Below are 23,298 nucleotides of genomic sequence, written 5' to 3' on the forward strand. Positions count from 1 at the left end.
CTCCTATTTGAAGCGTCCCCTGCCCCTGCTCCTGATCAGCCTGGCCTTGAGCTCCACCGCAAGCGCGACGATCAGCGAAAGCCATGGTTATGCGCAGTTCGGCACGCTCAAGTACCCGGCCCGATTTACCCACTTCGACTGGGTCAACCCGCAAGCGCCCAAGGGCGGTACGTTGCGGGTGATGGCGTTTGGCACCTTCGATACGCTCAACCCGTACACCTTCAAGGGCACCAGCCCGGTCACCACCCCGAACTTCCTGCAATACGGCATCAACGAACTCAACGAGCCGCTGATGGTCGGCACCGGGCAGTACGCGCCTTCGGGTGACGAGCCCGCGTCCAGCTATGGCCTGATCGCCCAGTCGGTGGAGTACAGCGAGGACCGCAGTTGGGTGGTATTCAACCTGCGTCCTGAAGCACGCTTCCATGACGGTACGCCGATTACCGCCTTCGACGTTGCGTTCTCCTACCGCACGCTGCTCAAGGAAGGGCATCCGCTGTACCGCACCAACCTTCAGGAGGTGCTGCGGGTCGACATCCTCAACCCCCAGCGCATCCGTTTCGTGTTCAAGCGCGCCGGCAATCCGCTGCTGATCCTGCGCCTGGGCGAAATGCCGGTGTTGCCACAGCACTACTGGAAGGGCCGTGACTTCAAGGCCACCACGTTCGAACCGCCACTGGGCAGCGGGCCGTATCGCATCACGTCGGTCACGCCAGGACGCCAGATCGTCTTTGAACGGGTCAAGGATTACTGGGGCAAGGACCTGTCGGTCAATCGCGGCAAGTACAACTTCGACCGCATGGAAGTCGAGTTCTATCGCGACAGCGACGTCGCGTTCGAGGCGTTCAAGGCCGGTGAATTCGACATCTATATCGAGCATCAGGCGAAGAACTGGGACACCGGCTACAACTTCCCCGCCCTACGCCGTGGTGACGTGATCAAGGCACAGATTCCCCACCAGATCCCGACCCAGACCCAGGGCCTGTTCATGAACGGCCGCCGACCGACTTTCTCGGATGCCAGGGTCCGTGAAGCACTGGGGCTGATGTTCAACTTTGAATGGACCAACCGTGCGCTGTTCAGCGGTGCCTACAAACGCGCCATGAGCTATTACCCCAACAGCGAGTTCTCGGCCGGCGGCTTGCCGGTCGGGCATGAATGGCTGTTGCTCAAGCCCTACCGTGAACAGCTGCCGGCCAGGCTCTTTACCGAGCCATTCAGCCTGCCGCAGACCGATGGCCGCGGCATCCCCCGCGAGACCTTGCGCAATGCCCTCGGCCTGCTCGCCGAAGCCGGCTGGAAGCTCAATGGCCAGCACCTGCAAAACGCCGCAGGCCAACCCTTGCGCCTGGAGCTGTTGCTGGTCAACCCGAATCTGGAACGCATCCTCCAGCCTTATGTCGAGAACCTCGCCAGCATCGGCATCGATGCGCGTCTGCGCACGGTCGATCGCGCGCAATACAAGCAGCGCCTCGACCAGTTCGATTTCGACATGATCCTGATGACCCTCAACCAGACCCTCAGCCCGGGCCTGGAACAATGGCAGTACTTTCACTCCAGCCAGGCCGGGGTCAAGGGCAGCAAGAACTACGCTGGCATTGCCAATCCGGTGGTCGACCATCTGCTCGAACAGTTGCTGGCCGCCCAGACCCGTGACCAGCAAGTCGCCGCCGGCAAGGCCCTTGACCGCGTGCTGCTGTGGCAGCACTACATCGTTCCCAACTGGTACCTCAATTATCACCGTCTGGCGTACCGCAACCGGCTCGCCTTCGTCACCACGCCGCCTTACACCCTGGGCCTGAATGCGTGGTGGCTGAAATCTTCGGAGAAAGATCAATGAACCCCATCCGCACCCTGCTCCTGCAGGCCAGCGGCCTGTTGTTCGCCGGGCTGGCCTGCGCCGCCCCGCAACACGCCGTGACCCTGTACAACGAGCCGCCGAAGTACCCGGCCGACTTCAAGCACTTCGACTACGTCAATCCCGACGCGCCCAAGGGCGGGATCTTCCGCCAGGCCGGGTTCGGTGGCTTCGACAGCCTCAACCCGTTCATCAGCAAAGGCGTGCCGGCGGATGATATCGGCATCATCTACGACACCCTGGCCAAGCAAGGCCTGGACGAGCCGTTCACCGAGTACGGCCTGATCGCCCGGCTGATCGAGAAAGCCCCGGACAACGGCTGGGTGCGCTTCTACCTGCGCCCCGAAGCGCGCTTCCATGACGGCCATCCGGTACGCGCCGAGGACGTGGTGTTCAGCTTCCAGATGCTGACTAAGGACGGCGCGCCGATGTACCGCGGTTACTACAACGACGTGGCCGAAGTGATCGCCGAAGACCCGTTGACCGTGCTGTTCAAGTTCAAGCACACCAACAACCGCGAGCTGCCGCTGATCCTCGGCCAGTTGCCGGTGCTGCCCAAGCATTGGTGGGCCGACCGCGACTTCAACAAGGGCAACCTTGAAATCCCGTTGGGCAGCGGCCCCTACAAGGTCGGCGAAGTGAAGGCCGGGCGCTCGGTGCGCTACGAGCGAGTCAAGGACTACTGGGGCAAGGACCTGCCGGTCAATCGCGGTTTCTATAACTTCGACGTGATGACCACCGATTACTACCGCGACAACACCGTCGCCCTGGAAGCACTCAAGGCCGGGCAGTTCGACTACTGGCTTGAGATGACCGCGAAGAACTGGGCCAACGCCTACAACATCCCGGCAGTCACCGAGGGCCGACTGGTCAAGGAGCAGATCCCCAACGGCAACCCGACCGGCATGCAAGGCTTCGTATTCAATATGCGTCGCCCGGTGTTCCAGGATGTGCGTGTGCGCCAGGCCCTGTCACTGTTGCTGGATTTCGAATGGACCAACAAGCAACTGTTCAACGGGGCCTATGTGCGTACCCGCAGTTACTTCGAGAACTCGGAAATGGCCGCCACCGGCCTGCCTGACGCCGAGCAGGTGGCGATCCTCGAACCGTTCCGCGCCAAGCTGCCACCGCAGGTGTTCAGCGAAGCCTTCCAGAACCCGACCACCGACGGCAGCGGCATGATCCGCACCCAGCAACGGCAAGCCTATCAACTGCTGCAGGAGGCCGGCTGGCGCATCGTCGATGACAAAATGGTCGATGCTACCGGCAAGCCGGTGGTCATCGAGTTCCTGTTGGCCCAGACCGAATTCGAACGGGTGCTGCTGCCGTTCAAGCGCAACCTGAGCGACCTGGGCATCGACCTGGTGATCCGCCGGGTCGACGTCTCGCAGTACATCAACCGCGTGCGCTCCCGGGACTTCGACATGATCGTCGGCAGCTTCCCGCAGTCCAACTCACCGGGTAACGAACAACGGGAATTCTGGATGTCGGCCGCCGCGGACAAACCCGGCAGCCGCAATTCCATGGGGCTCAAAGATCCGGTGGTCGATCAACTGGTCGAGCGACTGATCAACGCCGATTCGCGCAAAAGCCTGGTGGCCCATGCCCGCGCGCTGGACCGCGTTCTGCAATGGGGCTATTACGTAATACCCAACTGGCACATCAAGACCTGGCGCGTGGCGTACTGGAACCACCTCGGCCACCCGAAGGTCTCGCCCAAGTACGACATCGGCACGGCCACCTGGTGGGTCAAGCCCGACATCAAGCCGGCGATAGAAGTCGAAACCATACTGCAGGCCGATCCTGCGGGCACGGAGTAATCAGATGCTGGCGTACATTTTTCGTCGACTGTTGCTGATCATTCCGACCCTGTTCGGCATCCTGCTGATCAACTTCGTGATCATCCAGGCCGCCCCGGGCGGGCCGGTGGAGCAAATGATCGCCAAGCTCGAAGGCTTCGAAGGCGCCACCAGCCGCATCGCCGGCGGCGGTGCCGAAGTCTCGGTGGCAGGCTCGGCCTATCGCGGCGCCCAGGGCCTGGACCCGGCGCTGATCAAGGAAATCGAGCACATGTACGGCTTCGACAAGTCGGCGCCGGAACGCTTGTGGATCATGGTCAAGAACTATGCGTCGCTGGATTTTGGCGACAGCTTCTTTCGCGACGCCAAGGTCATCGACCTGATCAAGGAAAAGATGCCGGTGTCGATCTCCCTCGGGCTGTGGAGCACCCTGATCATGTACCTGGTGTCGATCCCGCTGGGGATCGCCAAGGCCACGCGACACGGCAGCCATTTCGACGTCTGGACCAGTTCGGCAATCATCGTCGGCTACGCGATCCCGGCGTTCCTGTTCGCCATCCTGTTGATCGTGGTATTCGCCGGCGGCAGCTATCTGGACTGGTTCCCGTTGCGCGGGCTGACCTCGAACAACTTCGATGAACTGAGCATGGGCGGCAAGATCCTCGACTACTTCTGGCACCTGGCGCTGCCGGTGACCGCGCTGGTGATCGGCAACTTCGCGACCATGACCCTGCTGACCAAAAACAGCTTCCTCGACGAGATCAACAAGCAGTACGTGATCACCGCCAGGGCCAAGGGCCTGACCAACCACCGCGTGCTGTACGGCCATGTGTTCCGCAACGCCATGCTGCTGGTGATCGCCGGTTTCCCTTCAGCCTTCATCGGCATCTTCTTCACCGGCTCGTTGCTGGTGGAGGTGATCTTCTCCCTCGACGGCCTGGGCCTGATGAGTTTCGAAGCGGCGATCAACCGCGATTACCCGGTGGTGTTCGGCACGCTGTTCATCTTCACGTTGCTGGGGCTGGTGGTGAAACTGATCGGCGACCTCACCTACACCTTTGTCGATCCGCGCATCGACTTCGAAAGCCGGGAGCATTGAGATGAACCTGTCCCCTCTCAATCGCCGACGCTTCGAACTGTTCAAGGCCAACAAGCGTGGCTGGTGGTCGCTGTGGCTGTTCCTGATCCTGTTCGGCGCAAGCCTCGGCGCCGAGCTGATCGCCAACGACAAGCCGCTGGCGGTGCATTACGACAACAACTGGTACTTCCCGGCGCTCAAGCGCTACCCGGAAACCACCTTCGGCGGCGAATTTCCGCTGGAAGCCAACTACAAGAGCCCGTACATCCGCGAACTGCTCAAGGCCAAGGACGCCTGGGTGCTGTGGGCGCCCATTCCCTATAGCTACCAGAGCATCAACTACGACCTGAAAGTCCCGGCCCCGGCCCCGCCCTCGACGGACAACCTGCTGGGCACCGACGACCAGGGCCGCGACGTGCTGGCCCGGGTGATCTACGGTTTCCGCATTTCGGTGCTGTTCGCCCTGACCCTGACCGTGTTCAGTTCGATCATCGGCGTGATCGCAGGCGCCTTGCAGGGTTTTTACGGCGGCTGGGTGGACCTGGCCGGGCAGCGCTTCCTGGAGATCTGGTCCGGGCTGCCGGTGCTGTACCTGCTGATCATCCTTGCCAGCTTCGTGCAACCCAACTTCTGGTGGCTGCTGGGGATCATGCTGCTGTTCTCGTGGATGAGCCTGGTGGACGTGGTGCGCGCCGAATTCCTGCGCGGGCGCAACCTGGAATACGTACGCGCCGCCCGCGCCCTGGGCATGCAGAACGGCGCGATCATGTTCCGCCATATCCTGCCCAATGCGATGGTCTCGACCATGACTTTCATGCCGTTCATCCTCACCGGCGCCATCGGCACATTGACCGCCCTGGACTTCCTCGGTTTCGGTCTGCCGGCGGGCAGCCCGTCGCTGGGTGAACTGGTGGCCCAGGGCAAATCAAACCTGCAGGCGCCCTGGCTGGGCATCAGCGCCTTTGCGGTGCTGGCCCTGATGTTGAGCCTGCTGGTGTTCATCGGCGAATCCGCTCGCGATGCCTTCGACCCGAGGAAGTGAAATGAATCAGGAAAATCTGATCGAAGTGCGCAACCTGTCCGTCGAATTTGTTGTCGGCAATCGTTGTCAGCGGGCCGTCGAAGGCGTCAGCTTCGACATCAGGCGCGGCGAAACCCTGGCCCTGGTCGGCGAGAGCGGTTCCGGTAAATCGGTGACCGCGCATTCGATCCTGCGCCTGCTGCCCTACCCGCTCGCCCGCCATCCATCCGGCACCATCGAGTATTCCGGGCAGAACCTGCTGGACCTGAAGGAAAAAACCATCCGCCACATCCGTGGCAACCGGATTGCGATGATCTTCCAGGAGCCGATGACCTCGCTCAATCCGCTGCACTCGATCGAAAAGCAGATCAACGAGGTGCTGGGCATCCACAAGGGCCTGAGCGGCAAGGTCGCGACCAAACGCACCCTGGAACTGCTGGAGATGGTCGGCATCCCCGAGCCACACAAGCGCCTCAAGGCCCTGCCCCACGAATTGTCCGGCGGCCAGCGTCAGCGGGTGATGATCGCCATGGCCCTGGCCAACGAGCCGGAACTGCTGATCGCCGACGAGCCGACCACCGCGCTGGACGTGACCGTTCAGCTGAAAATCCTCGAATTGCTCAAGCAATTGCAGGCTCGTTTGGGCATGGCGCTGCTGCTGATCAGCCACGATTTGAACCTCGTGCGAAGAATTGCGCATCGCGTATGTGTCATGCAGCAAGGTTGCATCGTCGAACAGGCATCGTGCGAAGAATTGTTCCGTGCGCCGCAGCATCCGTACACTCGGGAACTGCTGACAGCGGAGCCCGACGGCAAGCCTGCAAGCAACGTGATCGGCCCGCCCTTGCTGGCGGTCGAGGACCTGAAAGTCTGGTTTCCGATCAAGAAAGGCTTGCTCAAGCGCACGGTGGATTACGTCAAGGCGGTCGACGGCATCAATTTCAGCCTGCCCCAGGGCCAGACCCTTGGGATAGTGGGTGAAAGCGGTTCCGGTAAATCGACCCTGGGCCTGGCGATTTTGCGGCTGATCGCCAGCAAAGGCGCCATTCGCTTTGAAGGCCAGGCGCTGGACAGCCTGACGCAGCAACAGGTCCGGCCGCTGCGGCGGCAGATGCAAGTGGTGTTTCAGGACCCGTTCGGTAGCCTGAGCCCACGGATGTGCGTGAGCCAGATCGTTGGCGAAGGCTTGCGGATCCACAAGATGGGCACCGAGGAACAACAGGAACAAGCGATCATTGCAGCACTCAAGGAGGTAGGCCTGGATCCGGAAACCCGGCACCGCTACCCCCACGAATTTTCCGGCGGGCAACGGCAGAGAATCGCCATTGCCCGGGCATTGGTGTTAAAACCGGCGTTGATTTTGCTGGACGAGCCGACTTCGGCCCTCGACCGCACGGTACAACGCCAGGTAGTGGAGCTTTTGCGTTCGCTGCAAACCAAGTACAACCTGACGTATCTGTTTATCAGCCATGACCTGGCTGTGGTGAAAGCGCTGAGCCACCAGCTGATGGTGGTCAAGCATGGCCAAGTGGTCGAACAGGGAGACGCGCAAAGCATTTTTGCCGCCCCCCAACATCCGTATACACAGCAGTTGCTGGAAGCCGCTTTTTTGGCTCCGGCCACTGCGCAATAACCTGAAAGAGGAGCAACACATGGGTTTTCTCGCCGGTAAGCGCGTACTGATCGTCGGTGTCGCCAGCAAGCTGTCCATCGCATCCGGCATTGCTGCCGCCATGCATCGCGAGGGCGCTGAGCTTGCCTTCACTTATCAGAACGACAAACTCAAGGGTCGTGTCGAAGAGTTCGCACAGAGCTGGGGTTCCAACCCTGACCTGTGCTTCCCGTGCGACGTGGCCAGCGATGAAGAAATCGCCAAGGTCTTCGTTGAACTGGGCAAAAAGTGGGACGGCCTGGACTGCATCGTGCACTCCGTGGGCTTCGCCCCGGGCGACCAACTGGACGGCGACTTCACCGAAGCCACCACCCGTGAAGGTTTCCGCATCGCTCACGACATCAGCGCCTACAGCTTCGTGGCCCTGGCCAAGGCCGGCCGCGAAATGATGAAAGGCCGCAACGGCAGCCTGCTGACCCTGTCGTACCTGGGCGCCGAGCGCACCATGCCGAACTACAACGTGATGGGCATGGCCAAGGCTTCCCTGGAAGCCGGCGTACGTTACCTGGCCGGTTCCCTGGGCCCGGACGGTACCCGCGTCAACTGCGTATCGGCAGGCCCGATCCGCACCCTCGCCGCTTCCGGCATCAAGAACTTCCGCAAGATGCTGGCCGCCAACGAAGCGCAAACTCCGCTGCGCCGCAACGTCACCATCGAAGAAGTCGGCAACGCCGGCGCCTTCCTGTGCTCCGACCTGGCGTCCGGCATCAGCGGTGAAATCATGTACGTGGACGGTGGCTTCAACACCACGGCCATGGGCAGCCTCGAAGAGTAATCTTCGGTCAGCCAGTAAAAACCCGCCTCTTTTGGCGGGTTTTTTATGCCTGTGATTTCCGCCATGACTCGATCAAATGTGGGAGCGGGCTTGCTCGCGAAGGCGTAGTGTCAGTCGATATAAATTCTGAATGACACACCGTATTCGCGAGCAAGCCCGCTCCCACAGGGTCAGTGTTGTGCCAGGCATTGAGCGAACAACTGCTGAATCGGCTGAGTCCGCTGACTATAGCGCTGCAACAACACAATCTCCCGATAGAACGTCAACTCGCCCAAGGGGATGACTCGCACCCCGGCCCCATGCTCAAGCCACAACCCCGCCTGCGGCAACAACGAAATCCCCAACCCACACTCAACCATTTTGACAATGGCCTCCAGTTCATCCAGCTCCAGTGCCCCGTGCACCTCGATCTGCTGTTCGCGCAAAAACCGCGTCACCAGTCGCCCGCCAAACGAATTGCGGTCGTAGCGCACATGCGGGTGCTCGGCGAGCAGTTGCAACGGGTCATCGCCGTCCAGGTTCGCCGGTACGATCAGCACGAACGGCTCCCGGCGTATCACCTGCGCGGACAACTCCTTGGGCAACTCGAATGGCGGCTTGATCAGGATCGCCAGGTCCACTTCCCCGGTGTCCACCTGACTCAGCAGGTTCAGTGACACACCCGGCACCAGTTTGGGCTCCAGCAAGGGCGCCTGCTGGCGCAATCGCAGCAGCGCCTGAGGCAACAGCCCGGTCTGGGCGGTCGCCACCGCGCCGATTTTCAACTCGCCACGGTACTCGCTGACATCGTCACTGACCGCCATGCGGCTGAAGGTCTCGAGCATTTCCCTGGCCATCGGCAATGCACGCTGCCCCGCCGCATTGAGCAGCGCCTGACGCCCGGTACGATCGAACAGACGGATGCCCAGGGCCTGTTCCAGATTGCGAATCTGCGCGCTGACGGCCGACTGCGTCAGGCCGATGTGCATGCCGGCCGCGGCGAACGTGCCGTGACGCGCCACGGCGACAAAGGTTTTCAGTTCTCGCAGCATGGCGGCCTCGATTGATCGAAATAATTTGAGCTCGGCGCAAAAATTATCGTCTTTCAATCAAAAAGCACAGGACTAAACTCAACACACGCCCACCCACCACCGAGGTTTACCCGATGCAACTGTCCCCTTTTCACCTGGCCATTCCAGTCTACGACTTGCCCGCCGCCCGGCACTTTTATGGCGCGGTGTTTGGCCTGGAAGAAGGTCGGTCGAGCGACCATTGGGTCGATTTCAATTTTTTCGGCCATCAACTGGTGATTCACCTGGCGCCGAAAAACCCTTCGCAAGAAGCAGCCCACACCAACGCCGTCGATGGTCACGATGTGCCGGTGCCGCATTTTGGCGTGGTACTCGGGATGGCGGAGTGGGAAGCATTGGCCGATCGGCTGAAATCGCTGGGAACTCGCTTCGTCATTGAGCCGGGGATTCGTTTTCAGGGGCTGGTGGGGGAACAGGCGACGATGTTTCTGTTCGATCCTTGCGGGAATGCGCTGGAGTTCAAGGCGTTCAAGGATATTGGGCAGTTGTTTGCCAAGTGAGGATATGCGCTGCCTGTTCGGCCGCCTTCGCGGGCAAGCCCGCTCCCACAGTGGCCGGCGTTGTTCACACATTACTGGATCGCCACAAAGTACTGTGGGAGCGGGCTTGCCCGCGAAGAGGCCCGCCAATACAACACAGTCCTAACGGCTCATCACACTCTCGGCCTCCTCCAGCAGCTCCTCGATCGAGCCATGCACAACCGGGTCATATTCGACCTGCACAACACTGAAGCGAATGTCATAACTGCGATGCGCCGCAGCGTTGCGCTCGTCGAGTATCTCATTGAGACGCGCCTTGATTGCCGCAGTCTCCACGGTGCCGGACCCGGTCAGCAGCGCCACGAAGCGGTCGCCTTCGAGCCGGCCGACCACATCGTTTTCACGAAAGCCGATACGCAGCACATCGGCGAAGGTCTTGAGTGCATCGTCACCTTTGGCCCGGCCATACAGATAGCTGATGCGCTTGAACTCATCGAGGGAGAAATACAGCAGCGTCGCCGGCGTCTCCAGCGCCAGGCAAGCGTCCAGCCCGAGCCGGGCCAGCGCGGTGAAGCCATGGCGATTGGACAGCAGCGTCAGCTCATCCATGCTTGCCATTTGCACGCCCGCCAGCTCTCGCTCGGCCTGGCGCGCCATTTCACGCAGCCGCTCCCGTTCTTGCTGTGGCGTGAGCAACGGGCTCGCGGAACGGCCCGATTTGCCCGTTTTGCCTGAGATCAACATCGTTCACTCCCATTGCTGGTATGCACTTTAGAGTCGCCCATACCCGCATTGACTCCCTGCAAGCGCGCCGTTGGTCAGGTACCCGCCACCGGACACGGCCCTCCTGCGTCGGCCCAGCGTTTGAATTGGCTGACGAAGATGTCGTGCGGCACCGGCACCGGCGCGCGATTGCCGCCCGGGTTCCAGCCCCACAGCACCAGCTTGTCGTCGCTGACGTGCTTGATCAGCGCGGCGAAATCCCGGTCGCCGTTGCTGGCGCGATCCTTGATCATCGCGCACAGACGGTCGGCCGGCAGGCCGATCCAGGCCATCCGCTGCGCTGCCGGCGGCAGGCTCCAGTGTGGCGCCCCGGGCGGCGCATGAGGGCCATAGCTGGCCGGTGGATTGCTTTGCCCATGGCAGGTTGCACAGGGCAACCCGGCCGAGCCCTTGCCGTCCATGCCGCGCACGACATTCATGGCGTGGGGCACGCCGGCATCGAATTGCAGCGGCGAATCCCCGGGAATGTGACAGTTCTGGCAACGCGGGCTCTGGAAGACCTTCTGCACGGTGTCGAACGCCTGCAAGGCCTCGCGGTCATCGGCGAATACATGCGACGCGTAGGCTGCAAGACAGATCAGAATCACCGTCCCGAGCAACCAGTGGTGACGTTTCATCTCACACCCCCGACAGCTGCAAGGGCAGCTCGCGCAGGCGCTGCCCGGTCAGGGCAAACACCGCGTTGGCCACCGCCGGTGCCGTGGGTGGCACACCGGCTTCGCCGATACCGCCGGGTTTGTTGCTGCTGGGCACGATATACACTTCGACCACCGGCATTTCGTTGAGCCGCAGCACTTGATAGTCGTGATAGTTGGACTGCACCACCTGCCCGTCCTTGAGTGTCAGCTTGCTGTGCAAGGCGAAGCTCAGGCCAAAGGTGATGCACGACTCCATCTGCGCAGCGATGCTCTGCGGGTTGACCGCAATGCCGCAGTCCACCGCACACACCACCCGGTGCACGCGGATGGCGAGGTTGTCCTGGGACACCTCGGCCACCTGGGCCACGTAACTGCCGAAGGATTCATGCACCGCCACACCCAGGGCATGGCCATCGGGCAGCGGTGCCTTCCAGTTGGCCTTCTCCACCGCCAGGTTCAACACACCGAGGTGGCGCGGATGGTCCTTGAGCAAGGTGCGCCGGTACTCCACCGGATCCTTGCCCGCCGCCGTCGCCAGCTCATCGATCAGCGACTCCATGACAAACGCGGTGTGGGTGTGGCCCACCGAACGCAACCACAACACGCTGATCCCGGTTTGTGGCGAGTGCAATTCGATCTGGTGATTGGCCAGCCCTCCGATGTAGGGGCTGTCGGCCACGCCTTCGACCGAGGTTTTGTCGATCCCGTCCTTGACCATGCTCGCTTCGAGCGAGGTCCCGGCCATGATCGACTGCCCGACCATCACATGCTTCCAGGCCAGTGGCAGGCCGTCAGCGCCCAGCCCGATACGCGCATGGTGCAGGAACGCCGAACGGTAATAGCCGCCGCGGATGTCGTCCTCCCGCGCCCACACGGTTTTCACCGGCATCCGGGCGGCCTTGGCGACATGCACCGCTTCGCTGACGAAATCCGAGGTCGGATTGGCCCGGCGCCCGAAGCCGCCGCCGAGAAACTCGGTATGGATCTTGACCTGCTCGGGTTTGAGCCCGGTGATTTGCCCGGCGACCATCTGGTCCAGGGTCTGGAACTGGGTGCCGGTCCAGATTTCGCACTTGTCCTTGCTGATGCTCACGGTGCAGTTGAGCGGTTCCATCGGCGCGTGGGCCAGATAAGGCACACTGTATTCGGCGTCGATGGTCTTGGCCGCTTTCGCCAGCGCAGCCGGGGTATCGCCCGCCTGACCGGCGTTCAGCCCAAGGGTGGCGGCGAGCTTGCGGAAGCTTTCCAGCAGCGCCTGGCTATTGAGCCCCGCGTTCGGCCCCGGGTTCCACTCGACTTTCAGCGCGTCGCGCCCCAGCTTCGCCGCCCAGTAATGATCGGCAATCACCGCAATGCCCGTCGGCACTTGCAGCACTTTGTGCACGCCAGGAATCGCCAGCGCCTCGGCGCCTTCAAAGGATTTGACGCTGCCGCCGAAGGTGGGCGAACGGGCGACCATCGCCGTCATCAGCCCATCGAACTGCACGTCCATGCCGAATTTCGCCCGGCCGGTGATTTTCTCCGGTGTGTCCAGACGCTGGGTGGGTTTACCGATCAGCCGCCAGTCTTTCGCGTCCTTGAGTTTGATCGAGGCGGGGTCCGGCGGTGGCAGCTGTCCGGCGTCATCGGCCAACTCGCCGTAGGTGGCGCGATGCTCACCGGCAACCACCACGCCCGACTCTGTATGAATCTGCGATGGAGCGACGTTGAAACGCTTGGCCGCGGCATCGATCAACATCAAGCGCGCCGCCGCGCCGGCCTGACGATAGCGATCGAACTCCATCCAGGTCGAGGTCGAGCCGCCGGTGATCTGCATCCCGCCAAACCCGGGCATACCGTAGTCGGCGGCCGATGCAGGGGAATGCTCGACGCGGATCTTCGACCAGTCGGCGTCCAGTTCCTCGGCAATCAGCATGGTCAGGCCGGTCCAGATGCCCTGGCCCATTTCCGAATGGCCGAGCAACACGGTGACGCTGTTGTCATTGCCAATACGCAGGAAAGCGTTGGGGGCAAACACGTTGCCCTGATTCTCCGCGCCCATGGCGAACCGATGGGCGCCGGGCATGACAAACGCCACCACCAGCCCACCGCCCATCACAGCACTGCCCTTGAGAAAACCCCGGCGCGATAACCCGTTGATGCTGTTCATGGCCACCTCAACCCAGCTCGGCGGCGCGCTTGACCGCCGCGCGAATCCGCGGGTAAGTGCCGCAGCGGCAGATGTTGCCGGACAGCGCCTGATCGATGTCGCTGTCGGTCGGTTTGGGAATTTTCGCCAGCAACGCCGCCGCCGACATGATCTGCCCGGACTGGCAGTAACCGCACTGAACCACGTCGAGTTCCGCCCAGGCCTTTTGCACCGGATGCGAGCCGTCCGCCGACAGGCCTTCGATGGTGAGAATCTTTTGTCCATGGGCGACGGCAGTAGCCGGTGTGATGCAGGAGCGTAGCGGCGCGCCATCGACGTGCACTGTGCAGGCTCCACATTGGGCCATGCCGCAACCGAACTTGGTGCCGGTAAGGTGGGCGACATCGCGCAAGACCCAGAGCAACGGCATGTCGGCGGGGACATCCAGCTCCTGATCCTGGCCATTGATGTTCAGGGTGAGCATGGCGCGGTTCCTCAGACTCACGGTGATCTGAAGGGGCGTCGCTGCAGCCTTGTACAACCTGCGCGCGCCTCGGGTATCCCTTCAGCTAAGCGCAGATTTGCCGCCAGACCATTGCGCATCGACCACCGGTCATGCAAAGGCCGCCTCGATGGACGGCCCTGGAACCCTTCGCTAGAGCCTTGGCCCCAATAAGATCCCGGTGTAGCGCCAGACAAAAACCGCAAAAGCGCTACACCACAACAGCGCCGACAGCGCCAATCCAAGACTGGAAAAAGGCACCAGCCCTACCCGGCACGCCCCCGCCAGCAACACCAGGACAAACCCCGCTACGACCGCCCCGGACGGCTGCAGCAAACGTCCGGTATGCCCCAGACTGACCCGCGCGATCATCGCCAGAATCAACCCGCCGATACCGCCGACGGCCAGCGAATGGGTGGCCAGGCTTTGTTGCGCCAGCCAACCCAGGTGCCACAGCGCCATGGCCAGTGTCGCCACGGCGAGCCAGGCGTAAGCCAGGTACAGCGACCACAGCAGCGGCACGCGCCACAGGCCGCGGTCATGCCAGCGCCACAGGCGCAGCAGATGCAAAGCGCTGATCAACGCAAACAGCGGCGCCAGCCACACACGGGGGACGTCATTCAAACCGGCGGCAAAGGACAGCGCCGCCAGCATGGCGCTGACCAGCAGCACCTTGCCCGGCAACGGATGGGCCGCAGGCGTTGCCGGGCGGTTCAAGCCGCGCTGGATAAAGAACGGAATCACCCGCCCGCCAATCACGCTCATCAGCGCACCGACCAGCCACAGGGCGGCCAGCACGCCATGCCGCTGCAGGTTGCCGTCATCAACGGCAAAACCCAGCAACGTCAATGCCTGACACCCGGCCAGCAGCGACACCATCAACAGAATCGGATAATTCTCGCGCTTGCCCGCCGCCACCAGGTCGCGCCCCAACGCCCATGCCAGCAGCGGCAGAAAAGGCACCTGCAAGGCCAGCAGCAAGGATGCAGGCATCGGCAGCCACCAGGCCAGCCGCGCCAGCAGCCACACCAGCACCAGGCCGATCAGCGGCCAGCCCTTGAGCCCCGGTCGACCTGTCCAGTTCGGCACCGCGGTCAGGAGGAACCCGGCGATGATGGCAGCGGCAAATCCGAAGGGCATTTCATGTCGATGCCAGGCCAGCATGCCGCCCACGGGTTGCGCGTGGGGTAAACGGCCGTACAGCCACATTGCCCAGACCGCCACGGCGAAGCTGGCGAACCCGGCCCCGGCCAGAAAGAACGGCCGAAAACCAACACTGAAAAGCGCTGCAGCGCCAAGCTTACGCATCAAGCCACCACCTGGAGCAGGCTTGGGCTCTGGCGATATCTCTGAAGTTTGCTGGAGAAGTCGGACATTTTGCGTTTTCCTGAAGGCGTTCAGTTGTACCTCTCCTGCATCATGTTTCGTGCCAATGAGATATCTCCCGGTAAATCAATGACCTCAGAAAGTCGCAGTCAATATGACTCATGCAAAAAATAGTCCTTATGACACACACAAGAGTCATAACGACTGCAAGCTCATTCGAGCCCGGGCCGAACCTGATAAAAGCAAACCAATATCATTTGCACAGTCATAGGCCTTTTGCTTTAATCGCGATCAATTCTTATTTGCATAAGCGTGCAGATCGCCCATGGACATGTGCTCACGATGACGGTTGCCGACTCCTCCTGCGTCCAGAACCTCTACGCCAGCCACCATCACTGGCTGCACGAGTTGCTGCGCCGGCGCTTGAACAATGCGTTCGATGCCGCAGACCTGTCCCATGACACCTTCATACGGGTGCTCAAGCGTCCGCAGGTGTTTGACGGGGAAACCCACGAACGCTCTTATCTGGCGACCATCGCCCGAGGCCTGTGCATTGACCACTGGCGTCGTCGCCAGCTGGAACAGGCCTGGCTCGAGACCCTGGCCGCGCAGCCCCAGGCCGTCCAGCCTTCGCCGGAGCAGCGGGCGATCATCGTCGAAACCCTGTACGAAGTGGATGCCATGTTGCAGCGCTTGCCCCAGCGGGTGCGTGATGCGTTCGTTCTGGCGCAGGTGCATGGGCTGCCCTACCGAAACATTGCCGAAGAAATCGGCGTGAGCGAGCGCATGGTGAAAAAGTACCTGGCCCAGGCGCTGATGCATTGCGCAATGCTCGAAGCCGAACTCGACGGCCTGCTGATTCAATGACCCGCGCCGCCACCAACGCCATCAGCCACGCCAGCCTCGAACAGGCGGCAAGCTGGTACGTGCAACTCAACGATCACCACGCCAGCGAGCAGGAACGCGAGCATTGGCAAGCCTGGCTGGCGCAAAGCGGCGAGCACCAGGCCGCGTGGCACTATGTCGAGCGTGTGAGCCAGCGCTTTGCCGCGCTACAGGACACTCATCAACAAGCGGCCGGCCACGTGTTACGCAACAGCGGCCGCGCTTCCATCAGCCGCCGCCAGACGCTCAAGAGCCTGCTGGTGCTGGTGTCGGGCAGTTGGCTCGGCTGGAGCGCATGGCGGCAAAGCGCCCTTCCGCTGTCCCTGGCCCGCTGGACCGCCGACCTCTCCACCGGCACCGGCGAAACCCGGGAAGCCCGGCTCAGCGACGGCAGCCGGATCTGGCTCAACGCCCTCAGTGCACTGAATGTACGTTTCGACACCGCACAACGGTTATTGCTGTTGCAGGCCGGAGAGGTGTTGATCGACACCGCCAGCGACACCAGCCGCCCGCTGCTGGTGCAAACCGTCGAGGGCCGCCTGCGCGCGCTGGGCACGCGTTTCAGCGTGCGCCAGGAAGACCGGCAAACACTGTTGAATGTCTACGAAGGCGCAGTTGAAGTCCGCACCACCCAGGGTCAGATGCAGGTGGTCAAGGCCGGACAGCAGCTGTGCTTTACACAAGACCACACGTCGACACCAACCGCTGCGTCGGCCGGCCGCGAAGCCTGGCGCCGCGGCCTGTTACTGGCGGACAACCTGCCACTGGGGCAGTTGCTCGAAGAACTGAGTCGCTATCGTCCAGGGCATCTGGGATGTGACCCGGCGGTGGCCGGGCTGCCGGTCATGGGTGCGTTCCCGCTCAAGGACACCGATCAGGCTTTGCGCCTGCTGGAAGCAGCATTGCCGGTACGGTTGCAGAAGCCGCTGGAGTGGTGGGTCAACGTAGGCCCGAAAACCTGATGAGCGTTTTTTTCCGGTGCGTCGGTTCCCTTTTGCCTTTTTCGCTCGGTTAATCCTTCAAGCACTTCGAATGCAGATTGATCCGCCCTCCGGGAACTCCATGCCGCGCGCCACCCTTACCCGCCAGCGCTTCGCCTTGCATCCGCTGGTGCTGGCGCTGGCGGTTGTCCTGCCGGGCCTGAACGTGTCCCGCAGTCAAGCTGCCCCGCTGGTCGAGAGCGAACAATCCGGCAGCCAGACACACCATTACGTAATTGCCGGCGGATCGCTGGTGAGCGTTCTCAACCGCTTTGCCGAACAGGCCGGGATTTTTCTCGCCGGACACAATGAACTCGCTGCGGGCAAACGCAGCCCAGGCCTCAACGGTGTCTACAGCCAGCAGCAAGCTGTGCAACAACTGCTGCAAGGCAGCGGCCTGCAAGCGCAACGCCTGGGGAACGGCGGTTATGTGTTGCACGCCGCCCCTATGGCACCCGAAGCGCTGGAACTGGGGGCGACCAACATTTCGGGGCAGGCACCCGGGACCATCAGCGAAGACTCCCACTCCTACACCGTCGGCTCGACGTCTTCAGCCACCGGCCTGCCGCTGTCCCTGCGCGAGACGCCGCAATCGGTCACGGTCATCACCCGCCAACTCATGGACGACCAGGGCGCCACCAGCATCGTCGACGCCCTGCGCCGCGCGCCCGGTATCAGCGTGCAAAACTACGACAGCGAGCGCTGGGAGTTTTCCAGCCGTGGCCTGCCAATCACCAACTTCCAGTACGACGGCGTCAATACCGACTACGACGGTGTCTACGACTACGGCACCACGAGCACCGACATGGCCCCCTATGACCGCGTCGAAATCATCAAGGGCGCGACCGGCCTGATGACCGGGGCGGGTGATCCGTCAGCAAGCGTCAATCTGATTCGCAAGCGCCCGACCCCGGCATTCAAAGCCTCGGTCAGCGGCACCGTCGGCTCCTGGGACACCTATCGCAGCGAAGGCGACATTTCCGGCCCGCTGAGCGCCAGCGCTAATGTCCGCGGGCGTCTGGTCGGGGTCTATCAGGACCGCAGCGCCTACGTCGATCACTACCGCAACTCCAGGGACATCGCCTACGGCATTGTCGAGGCCGACTTGACCCCGGACACCCTCGTCACCCTCGGTATCGACCAGCAAGACACCCGCTCCCGAGGCGCCAGCTGGACCGGTTTCCCGATGTACTACAGCGACGGCTCGCGCACCGATTTCTCCCGTTCCTTCAACCCGGCCACCGACTGGAGCCGTCGCGATTTCACCAACCAGACGCTGTTCGCCAACGTGCAGCAACAACTGGCCAACGACTGGGCACTCAAGGTCAGTTACGACCGCAAGCACCGCCAGCACGATACCTTCCTCGCCTCCGCCAGTGGCGGCAACCCGGACCCGGTCAGCGGTGACGGCATGTTCATGTACATGGGCAAGTTCAAGGGCGACCAGGTGCAGGACAACGTCGACGTCAACCTGAGCGGACCGTTCACCCTGGCAGGTCGCGAGCACGAACTGATCGTCGGGTTCATGTCGATGAACACCCGCCAGGACATCCCGGTGTACGGCTCGGTGTATCCGCCGGTGGACGGCAGCATCTTCGACTGGCGCGGCGAGTTTGCCAAACCCGAGATCCCACAGGTGGGCACCGACGACATCGTCCAGCGCCAGACCGGTGCCTACCTGGCCGCCCGGCTCAAACCCCTCGACGACCTGGCGCTGATCCTCGGCGCACGTGTCAGCAACTTCAGCGGACACGACGACCTGGACTACAGTGACCCGCACAGCGCCGACCTGCGCGACAGCTATCGCCAGAGTGGTGTCGTCACGCCTTACGCCGGGCTTGTCTATGATCTCGACGACACCTGGTCGGTGTACACCAGCTACACCAACATCTATCAGCCGCAAATGAGCAAGGACGCCAACCGCCAACTGCTCGATCCGGTACAGGGCAAAAGTCTTGAAGCGGGCATCAAGGCCGAATACTTTGGCGGGCGCCTGAACGCCAGCTTCGCCCTGTACCGCATCGAACAGGACAACATCGCCGAACATGTCAGTGGCATCGATACCGAGTCGGTGTACCGCGCCGTCCAGGGCGCCACCACCCAAGGCTTCGAGTTCGAACTGGCCGGCGAGTTGCGTGACGGCTGGAACCTGTCGGCCGGCTACACCTACAACCACACCCGCGATGCCCAGGGTGATTACGTCTACGGTTCGGTGCTGCAAACTACGGCACCGGAACAGCTGGTGCGGGTCTTCAGCACCTACCGCCTGCCAGGCGCATGGGACGGGCTCACCGTTGGCGCCGGCCTGAACTGGCAAAGCGAATTCTTCGGCAAGGTGTTCCGTCCCGACCCTGCCGAAAACCTGAGCTTCGGTCAGTACACGACGATCACCCAACCGGGCTACACCCTGGTGGACGCGATGGCGCGCTATCGCTTCAACGAGCACCTGAGCACTACGCTGAACGTGAAGAACCTGTTCGACAAAACCTACTACACCGGGCTGGGCAACTTCGGCACCGGGTTTTATGGCGAACCGCGCACCGTGCAACTGACCACCCGGTGGGCGTTCTGATCGCGTCCTGAAACGGCTGTTTGGCGATCTACGGTACTGCCGACCCCACTCAGGCTGGCTACGCTGTATTCCTGCATGCATAACCTGCCGAGGAGTGCCCGCCATGCAACGCGTACAAAAACTCACGCCCTGCCTGTGGTTCGACGATCAGGCCGAAGCAGCGGCGAAGTTCTATTGCTCGATCTTCGACCGCTCGAAAATCACCGCCATCACCCATTACGGCCGCGCCGGTTTCGAGTTCCACGGCCGGCCCGAAGGCTCGGTCATGACCGTCAGCTTCGAACTCGACGGCCAGAGTTTCACCGGCCTCAACGGCGGTCCCTCGTTCACGTTCACTGAGGCGGTTTCGTTTCAGGTCAATTGCCTGAGCCAGGAAGAAGTCGACCATTACTGGGGCAACCTGTCGGCCGATGGCGCGCCCGAGGCCCAGCAGTGTGGCTGGCTCAAGGACAAGTTCGGGCTGTCGTGGCAGATCATCCCCGTCGCGATGATGGACATGCTCAAAGACCCCGACACGAAAAAATCCCAGCGCGCCATGCAGGCGATGATGCAAATGAAAAAACTCGATATCGCCACACTGCAACGAGCCTTTGACGGCGAGAGCTAATACACTCCGGCACTGACCTGCCGAGGAGAGAGCATGAAGCACGCCGATGCCAAGAACGCCGACAAGGCCCCGCGCTTCTGGCGCGATGACGCCCTGCCCTTCATCGAAGCCCGCGCCATCGCCGACGGGCGCGAGGTCTGCTACACCCGGCACGCCCACGAACACTTTTCCATCGGAGCGATCACCGCCGGGCGCAGCACCTATCTCCATGAGCAGTCAGCCTTCGAGGTCAGCGCCGGCACGGTAGTGCTGATGAACCCCGGCGACGTCCACGCCTGCAACCCGATCGAAGACCAACCCTGGTCGTACCTGATGCTGTACGTCGATACGCCGTGGCTGACGGATTTGCAGCGCCAGCTCGGGTTCAGCGATGACGCGGCGTTTCGCCGTTTTTCAGCGACCCATACGCGCGATGCCAACCTGTTTGCCGGCCTCGTCGACTTGTATGAAGTGCTGGTCGACCCGCAGCAGGATGTCCTGCGCAAGCACAGCGTGGCCGTGGAGTTTTTCACTGACGTTCAGCTACGACTCAACCCGGTCGATCAACCGCTGCGCGAACCCAATTTCAAGCTCGAGCGTGCCGCCGATTACATCCGCGACCACTGCACGCAAACCCTCAGGCTCGAAGACATTTGCGAGGCCGCGCAACTGTCGCCGTCCTATCTGATCCGCGCCTTCAAACAGCATTACGGCATGACGCCCCACGCGTTCCTGGTGAACCGGCGCATCCAGTTCGCCCAGGATCAACTGCGCAGCGGCAAGCTGATCGCGGACGTGGCACTGGAAGCGGGGTTTGCCGATCAGGCGCATTTTCAACGGGCGTTCAAACAGCATCTGGCGGCGACACCGGGGCAGTATCGGGGGTGAGGCAGAGGTTTACCTGAATCTGTGGCCTGGTTGAATCTGGGGTTTGGCTGAATCTGTGGCGAGGGGGCTTGCCCCCGTTGGGCTGCGGAGCGGCCCCCAGCGTTCCTTCAGACATAGGCTGCATACTGGTTTTACGACGGCTTCGCCGCCGAACGGGGTGGTGCGGCATTCCGACAAGCCCCCTCGCCACAACAAGCTCCCTAGCCACAAGACCTGCAGTGACTGCCATTACGGCAACACCAGATACACCGCACTCACCACCAACAACGCCGCCATGACCCGATTGAACAACCGCATCCCCACCGGGTTGTTCAGGAAGCCGCGCAAAAACGTCCCGGCATAGGCCCAGCAACCCACCGATGCATAGCAGATCACCAGATAAATCGCGGCGAGTACCTTGATTGCCAGTTTTTGCGCATAAACATCACCACACCCGCTCGGGAAACTCGGCTTTGCTCAGCGCACGCGCGCTTTCCGGCAATGGGTTTGTCCGCCCGTTGAGCTCGGTCAATCCCTGGAACACCTCACCGTTCTCGCCGACCAGCCGATAGAAATACGACGGCAGCTTATTGCCCCATTCGTCAACAATGAGGTAGCGCCCAAAACCAGGTTGATCGGGCTCGGGAAGCCAATCGGGCAATAGCTGTGGACGGCGGCCTGGACAGTTGGCATAACGCCAAACATCGAAACAATCGCGGTCGCGCCCAGTGCGGATCATTTGTAGTTTCAGAAAGTCCGGCTGCGATTGGCCATCTGCCACGACGCTGCCGTCCGGATACGTGAAGGTGGTGTGATTACCTTTTTTCTTAACCTTCGGTTGGGTGGAGTAAACCGTAAAGTCGCTATGCAGTATCGGCTCAAAGTACACTTGCCGCGCCTGCAACGCCTGATAGCTGAGATAAATACTTCCCGCTCCCACGAGACTGATACGCTTACTGTATCCGCCCAAAAAGTTCTCTTTTAACCAAGGGTAGTATTCCTTCTTGATCGTCAAATCCCCATCGACTTCAATCCCCGCACCTCCTCGTGGTGAATTGTTGTAGTCAAATATCACCACTACACCGCCCCCTGCCCCGGCGGTCACATTCTCGCCAAAGCGAGTCGGATCGGCATAAGTGACCCCAAAGATCACATTGGCCAAATGCCAACGGCATGCCCCGCCGCCATCCTTCGGCAGCTTGACTTGATAGAGATCGCTCTGCCCCTGACGCTTCAGTTGCACATCAAATCCGTGATGGCCGTCCGATTCAAGACGCTGGCCGCTCGGCCCCTGAGAGATGCGTTTGCAAGTGGCCGAGCGGTACATGACCTTCATGATCTCCGCTTTCAGTTCCTTGGGGACTTTGACCGTTACGGTGACCTGTTCACTGTCTACAGGTGGGGAAAGGCTGTAATCCTGACCACAGCCGTTCAAACTGAGCGCAAGAACAGTCAAAGCAATGGTATAGACCGAGGTCATTTTTTGTGCTCCGCAGCCAGGCGTATAGCCTGCAATTTGCGGATATCGGGTCCCCAGCGACCATCCGATTCAACACTGCCATCGGGATAGGTGATGGCAGTGTAGTTACCTTCTTTTTTCACTTTGGGACCGGCTGAATAGACCACGAAGTCGGTGTGTAGAACGGGCTCGAAATACACTTGGCGAGCCTGCAATGCCTGATAACTGAGATAGATATCGCCCTCACCCGCAAGGCTGATACGTTTACTGTATCCCCCAATAAAGTTCTCTTTTAACCAAGGGTAGTAGTCCTTCTTGATCGTCAAATCCCCATCAATTTCTATTGGTATTCCAGAACTTCTCATCGGGCGGTTGCGATCAAACTTCACCAAAGTTCCTCCTCCCCCACCAGACGTCACGTTCTCGCCAAAGTAAGTTGGATCATCGTAGGTGACACCAAACATCACATTGCTCAACTGCCACCGGCAGGTACCACCTCCGTCCACTGCCAGCGTGGTTTGATAGAGGTCGCTCAGCCCCTGACGTTGCAGTTGCACATCAATCCCGTGACGGCCGTCCACCTCAACGCGTTGACCGCTGGCACCATGGGTAATACTTTTACAGGTGGCTGAGCGATACATGACCTGCATGGTCTCCGCTTTCAGTTCCTTAGGGACCTTGACCGTCACGGTAATCTGTTCACTGTCCGCCGGCGGGGACAGGCTGTAATCCTGACCGCAGCCACTGAGACTGAAAAATACAACGAACAAACCAACAGAAATCCTCAGGTGCATGCTTTTTTCCTCTGCCGTATTGACGG

At 61.4% G+C, this 23,298-nt stretch carries 20 protein-coding genes and 1 pseudogene; 12 read left to right on the forward strand and 9 right to left on the reverse strand.

All coding sequences use genetic code 11. The annotated features are described in order from the left end of the window. Positions 1-19: 19 nt before the first annotated feature. From ACXX83_RS11785 to fabI, 6 genes are read left to right on the forward strand one after another with little or no spacing between them, the layout of a single operon-like run. Complete coding sequence (locus ACXX83_RS11785; protein WP_458550193.1) at positions 20-1,840, forward strand: extracellular solute-binding protein; 1,821 nt, start codon at positions 20-22, stop codon at positions 1,838-1,840. Beyond that, positions 1,837-3,678, forward strand: coding sequence for an extracellular solute-binding protein (locus ACXX83_RS11790; protein ID WP_458548542.1), 1,842 nt, complete (start codon positions 1,837-1,839; stop codon positions 3,676-3,678). Before ACXX83_RS11785 ends, ACXX83_RS11790 begins: the two co-directional genes overlap by 4 nt. Positions 3,679-3,682: 4 nt before the next feature. After that, positions 3,683-4,756, forward strand: coding sequence for a microcin C ABC transporter permease YejB (locus ACXX83_RS11795; protein ID WP_007979116.1), 1,074 nt, complete (start codon positions 3,683-3,685; stop codon positions 4,754-4,756). 1 nt (position 4,757) lies between these two features. After that, entirely contained in the window at positions 4,758-5,777 is a 1,020-nt protein-coding gene (locus ACXX83_RS11800; protein WP_015095378.1) for an ABC transporter permease, read from the forward strand. A gap of 1 nt (position 5,778) precedes the next feature. Continuing rightward, entirely contained in the window at positions 5,779-7,389 is a 1,611-nt protein-coding gene (locus ACXX83_RS11805; RefSeq protein WP_458548543.1) for an ABC transporter ATP-binding protein, read from the forward strand. A 19-nt stretch (positions 7,390-7,408) separates the two neighbouring features. Then, positions 7,409-8,203, forward strand: a complete 795-nt coding sequence (gene fabI / locus ACXX83_RS11810; RefSeq protein WP_008028639.1) for an enoyl-ACP reductase FabI — start codon at positions 7,409-7,411, stop codon at positions 8,201-8,203. 170 nt (positions 8,204-8,373) lie between these two features. Here the strand turns inward: fabI and ACXX83_RS11815 are convergent, their stop codons facing one another. Further along, positions 8,374-9,234, reverse strand: a complete 861-nt coding sequence (locus ACXX83_RS11815) for a LysR family transcriptional regulator (protein WP_217835378.1) — start codon at positions 9,232-9,234, stop codon at positions 8,374-8,376. Positions 9,235-9,347: 113 nt separating this feature from the next. Between ACXX83_RS11815 and ACXX83_RS11820 the strand changes: the two genes are divergently transcribed. Beyond that, a complete protein-coding gene (locus ACXX83_RS11820) occupies positions 9,348-9,773 on the forward strand; it encodes a VOC family protein (RefSeq protein ID WP_458548544.1) in 426 nt (141 codons plus the stop codon). A gap of 141 nt (positions 9,774-9,914) precedes the next feature. On the opposite strand, the gene ACXX83_RS11825 is transcribed toward ACXX83_RS11820, so the two are convergent. The 5 genes from ACXX83_RS11825 to ACXX83_RS11845 all read right to left on the reverse strand — a co-directional run bounded on the left by ACXX83_RS11825 (position 9,915) and on the right by ACXX83_RS11845 (position 15,111). Further along, a complete protein-coding gene (locus tag ACXX83_RS11825) occupies positions 9,915-10,496 on the reverse strand; it encodes a GGDEF domain-containing protein (RefSeq protein WP_458548545.1) in 582 nt (193 codons plus the stop codon). A 74-nt stretch (positions 10,497-10,570) separates the two neighbouring features. After that, a complete protein-coding gene (locus tag ACXX83_RS11830; protein ID WP_458548546.1) occupies positions 10,571-11,152 on the reverse strand; it encodes a hypothetical protein in 582 nt (193 codons plus the stop codon). Position 11,153: 1 nt separating this feature from the next. After that, positions 11,154-13,322, reverse strand: coding sequence for a xanthine dehydrogenase family protein molybdopterin-binding subunit (locus ACXX83_RS11835; protein ID WP_458548547.1), 2,169 nt, complete (start codon positions 13,320-13,322; stop codon positions 11,154-11,156). Positions 13,323-13,329: 7 nt separating this feature from the next. Beyond that, on the reverse strand, positions 13,330-13,785 hold the full coding sequence (locus ACXX83_RS11840) for a (2Fe-2S)-binding protein (protein ID WP_015095385.1): 456 nt from the start codon (positions 13,783-13,785) through the stop codon (positions 13,330-13,332). Between the two features lie 171 nt (positions 13,786-13,956). Further along, positions 13,957-15,111, reverse strand: a complete 1,155-nt coding sequence (locus ACXX83_RS11845; RefSeq protein ID WP_458548548.1) for an NnrS family protein — start codon at positions 15,109-15,111, stop codon at positions 13,957-13,959. A gap of 360 nt (positions 15,112-15,471) precedes the next feature. On the opposite strand from ACXX83_RS11845, the gene ACXX83_RS11850 reads away from it, so the two are divergent. The 5 genes from ACXX83_RS11850 (at position 15,472) to ACXX83_RS11870 (ending at position 21,040) form a co-directional block, all read left to right on the forward strand. After that, positions 15,472-15,996 carry a sigma-70 family RNA polymerase sigma factor gene (locus tag ACXX83_RS11850; RefSeq protein WP_458548549.1) on the forward strand — a complete coding sequence of 175 codons (525 nt, stop codon included), beginning with the start codon at positions 15,472-15,474 and terminating at the stop codon, positions 15,994-15,996. Continuing rightward, positions 15,993-16,976 (forward strand): FecR domain-containing protein, encoded by a 984-nt coding sequence (locus ACXX83_RS11855; RefSeq protein ID WP_458548550.1) that lies wholly within the window; start codon positions 15,993-15,995, stop codon positions 16,974-16,976. Before ACXX83_RS11850 ends, ACXX83_RS11855 begins: the two co-directional genes overlap by 4 nt. Before the next feature lie 100 nt (positions 16,977-17,076). Next, complete coding sequence (locus tag ACXX83_RS11860) at positions 17,077-19,566, forward strand: TonB-dependent siderophore receptor (RefSeq protein ID WP_458548551.1); 2,490 nt, start codon at positions 17,077-17,079, stop codon at positions 19,564-19,566. A 103-nt stretch (positions 19,567-19,669) separates the two neighbouring features. Next, on the forward strand, positions 19,670-20,173 hold the full coding sequence (locus tag ACXX83_RS11865) for a VOC family protein (RefSeq protein WP_458548552.1): 504 nt from the start codon (positions 19,670-19,672) through the stop codon (positions 20,171-20,173). Positions 20,174-20,206: 33 nt separating this feature from the next. Next, positions 20,207-21,040: an AraC family transcriptional regulator gene (locus tag ACXX83_RS11870; RefSeq protein WP_458548553.1), complete on the forward strand. Its 834-nt coding sequence runs from the start codon at positions 20,207-20,209 to the stop codon at positions 21,038-21,040. A gap of 228 nt (positions 21,041-21,268) precedes the next feature. Here the strand turns inward: ACXX83_RS11870 and ACXX83_RS11875 are convergent. The 3 genes and pseudogenes from ACXX83_RS11875 to ACXX83_RS11885 form a co-directional block, all read right to left on the reverse strand. Beyond that, positions 21,269-21,430 (reverse strand): annotated as a pseudogene (locus ACXX83_RS11875) (LysE family translocator); the annotation flags it as partial. A 34-nt stretch (positions 21,431-21,464) separates the two neighbouring features. Then, positions 21,465-22,499 carry a hypothetical protein gene (locus ACXX83_RS11880; RefSeq protein WP_458548554.1) on the reverse strand — a complete coding sequence of 345 codons (1,035 nt, stop codon included), beginning with the start codon at positions 22,497-22,499 and terminating at the stop codon, positions 21,465-21,467. Further along, positions 22,496-23,272: a hypothetical protein gene (locus ACXX83_RS11885; RefSeq protein WP_458548555.1), complete on the reverse strand. Its 777-nt coding sequence runs from the start codon at positions 23,270-23,272 to the stop codon at positions 22,496-22,498. Before ACXX83_RS11885 ends, ACXX83_RS11880 begins: the two co-directional genes overlap by 4 nt. Between the last annotated feature and the right edge of the window lie 26 nt (positions 23,273-23,298).

This window comes from Pseudomonas sp. GNP012, assembly GCF_054343835.1.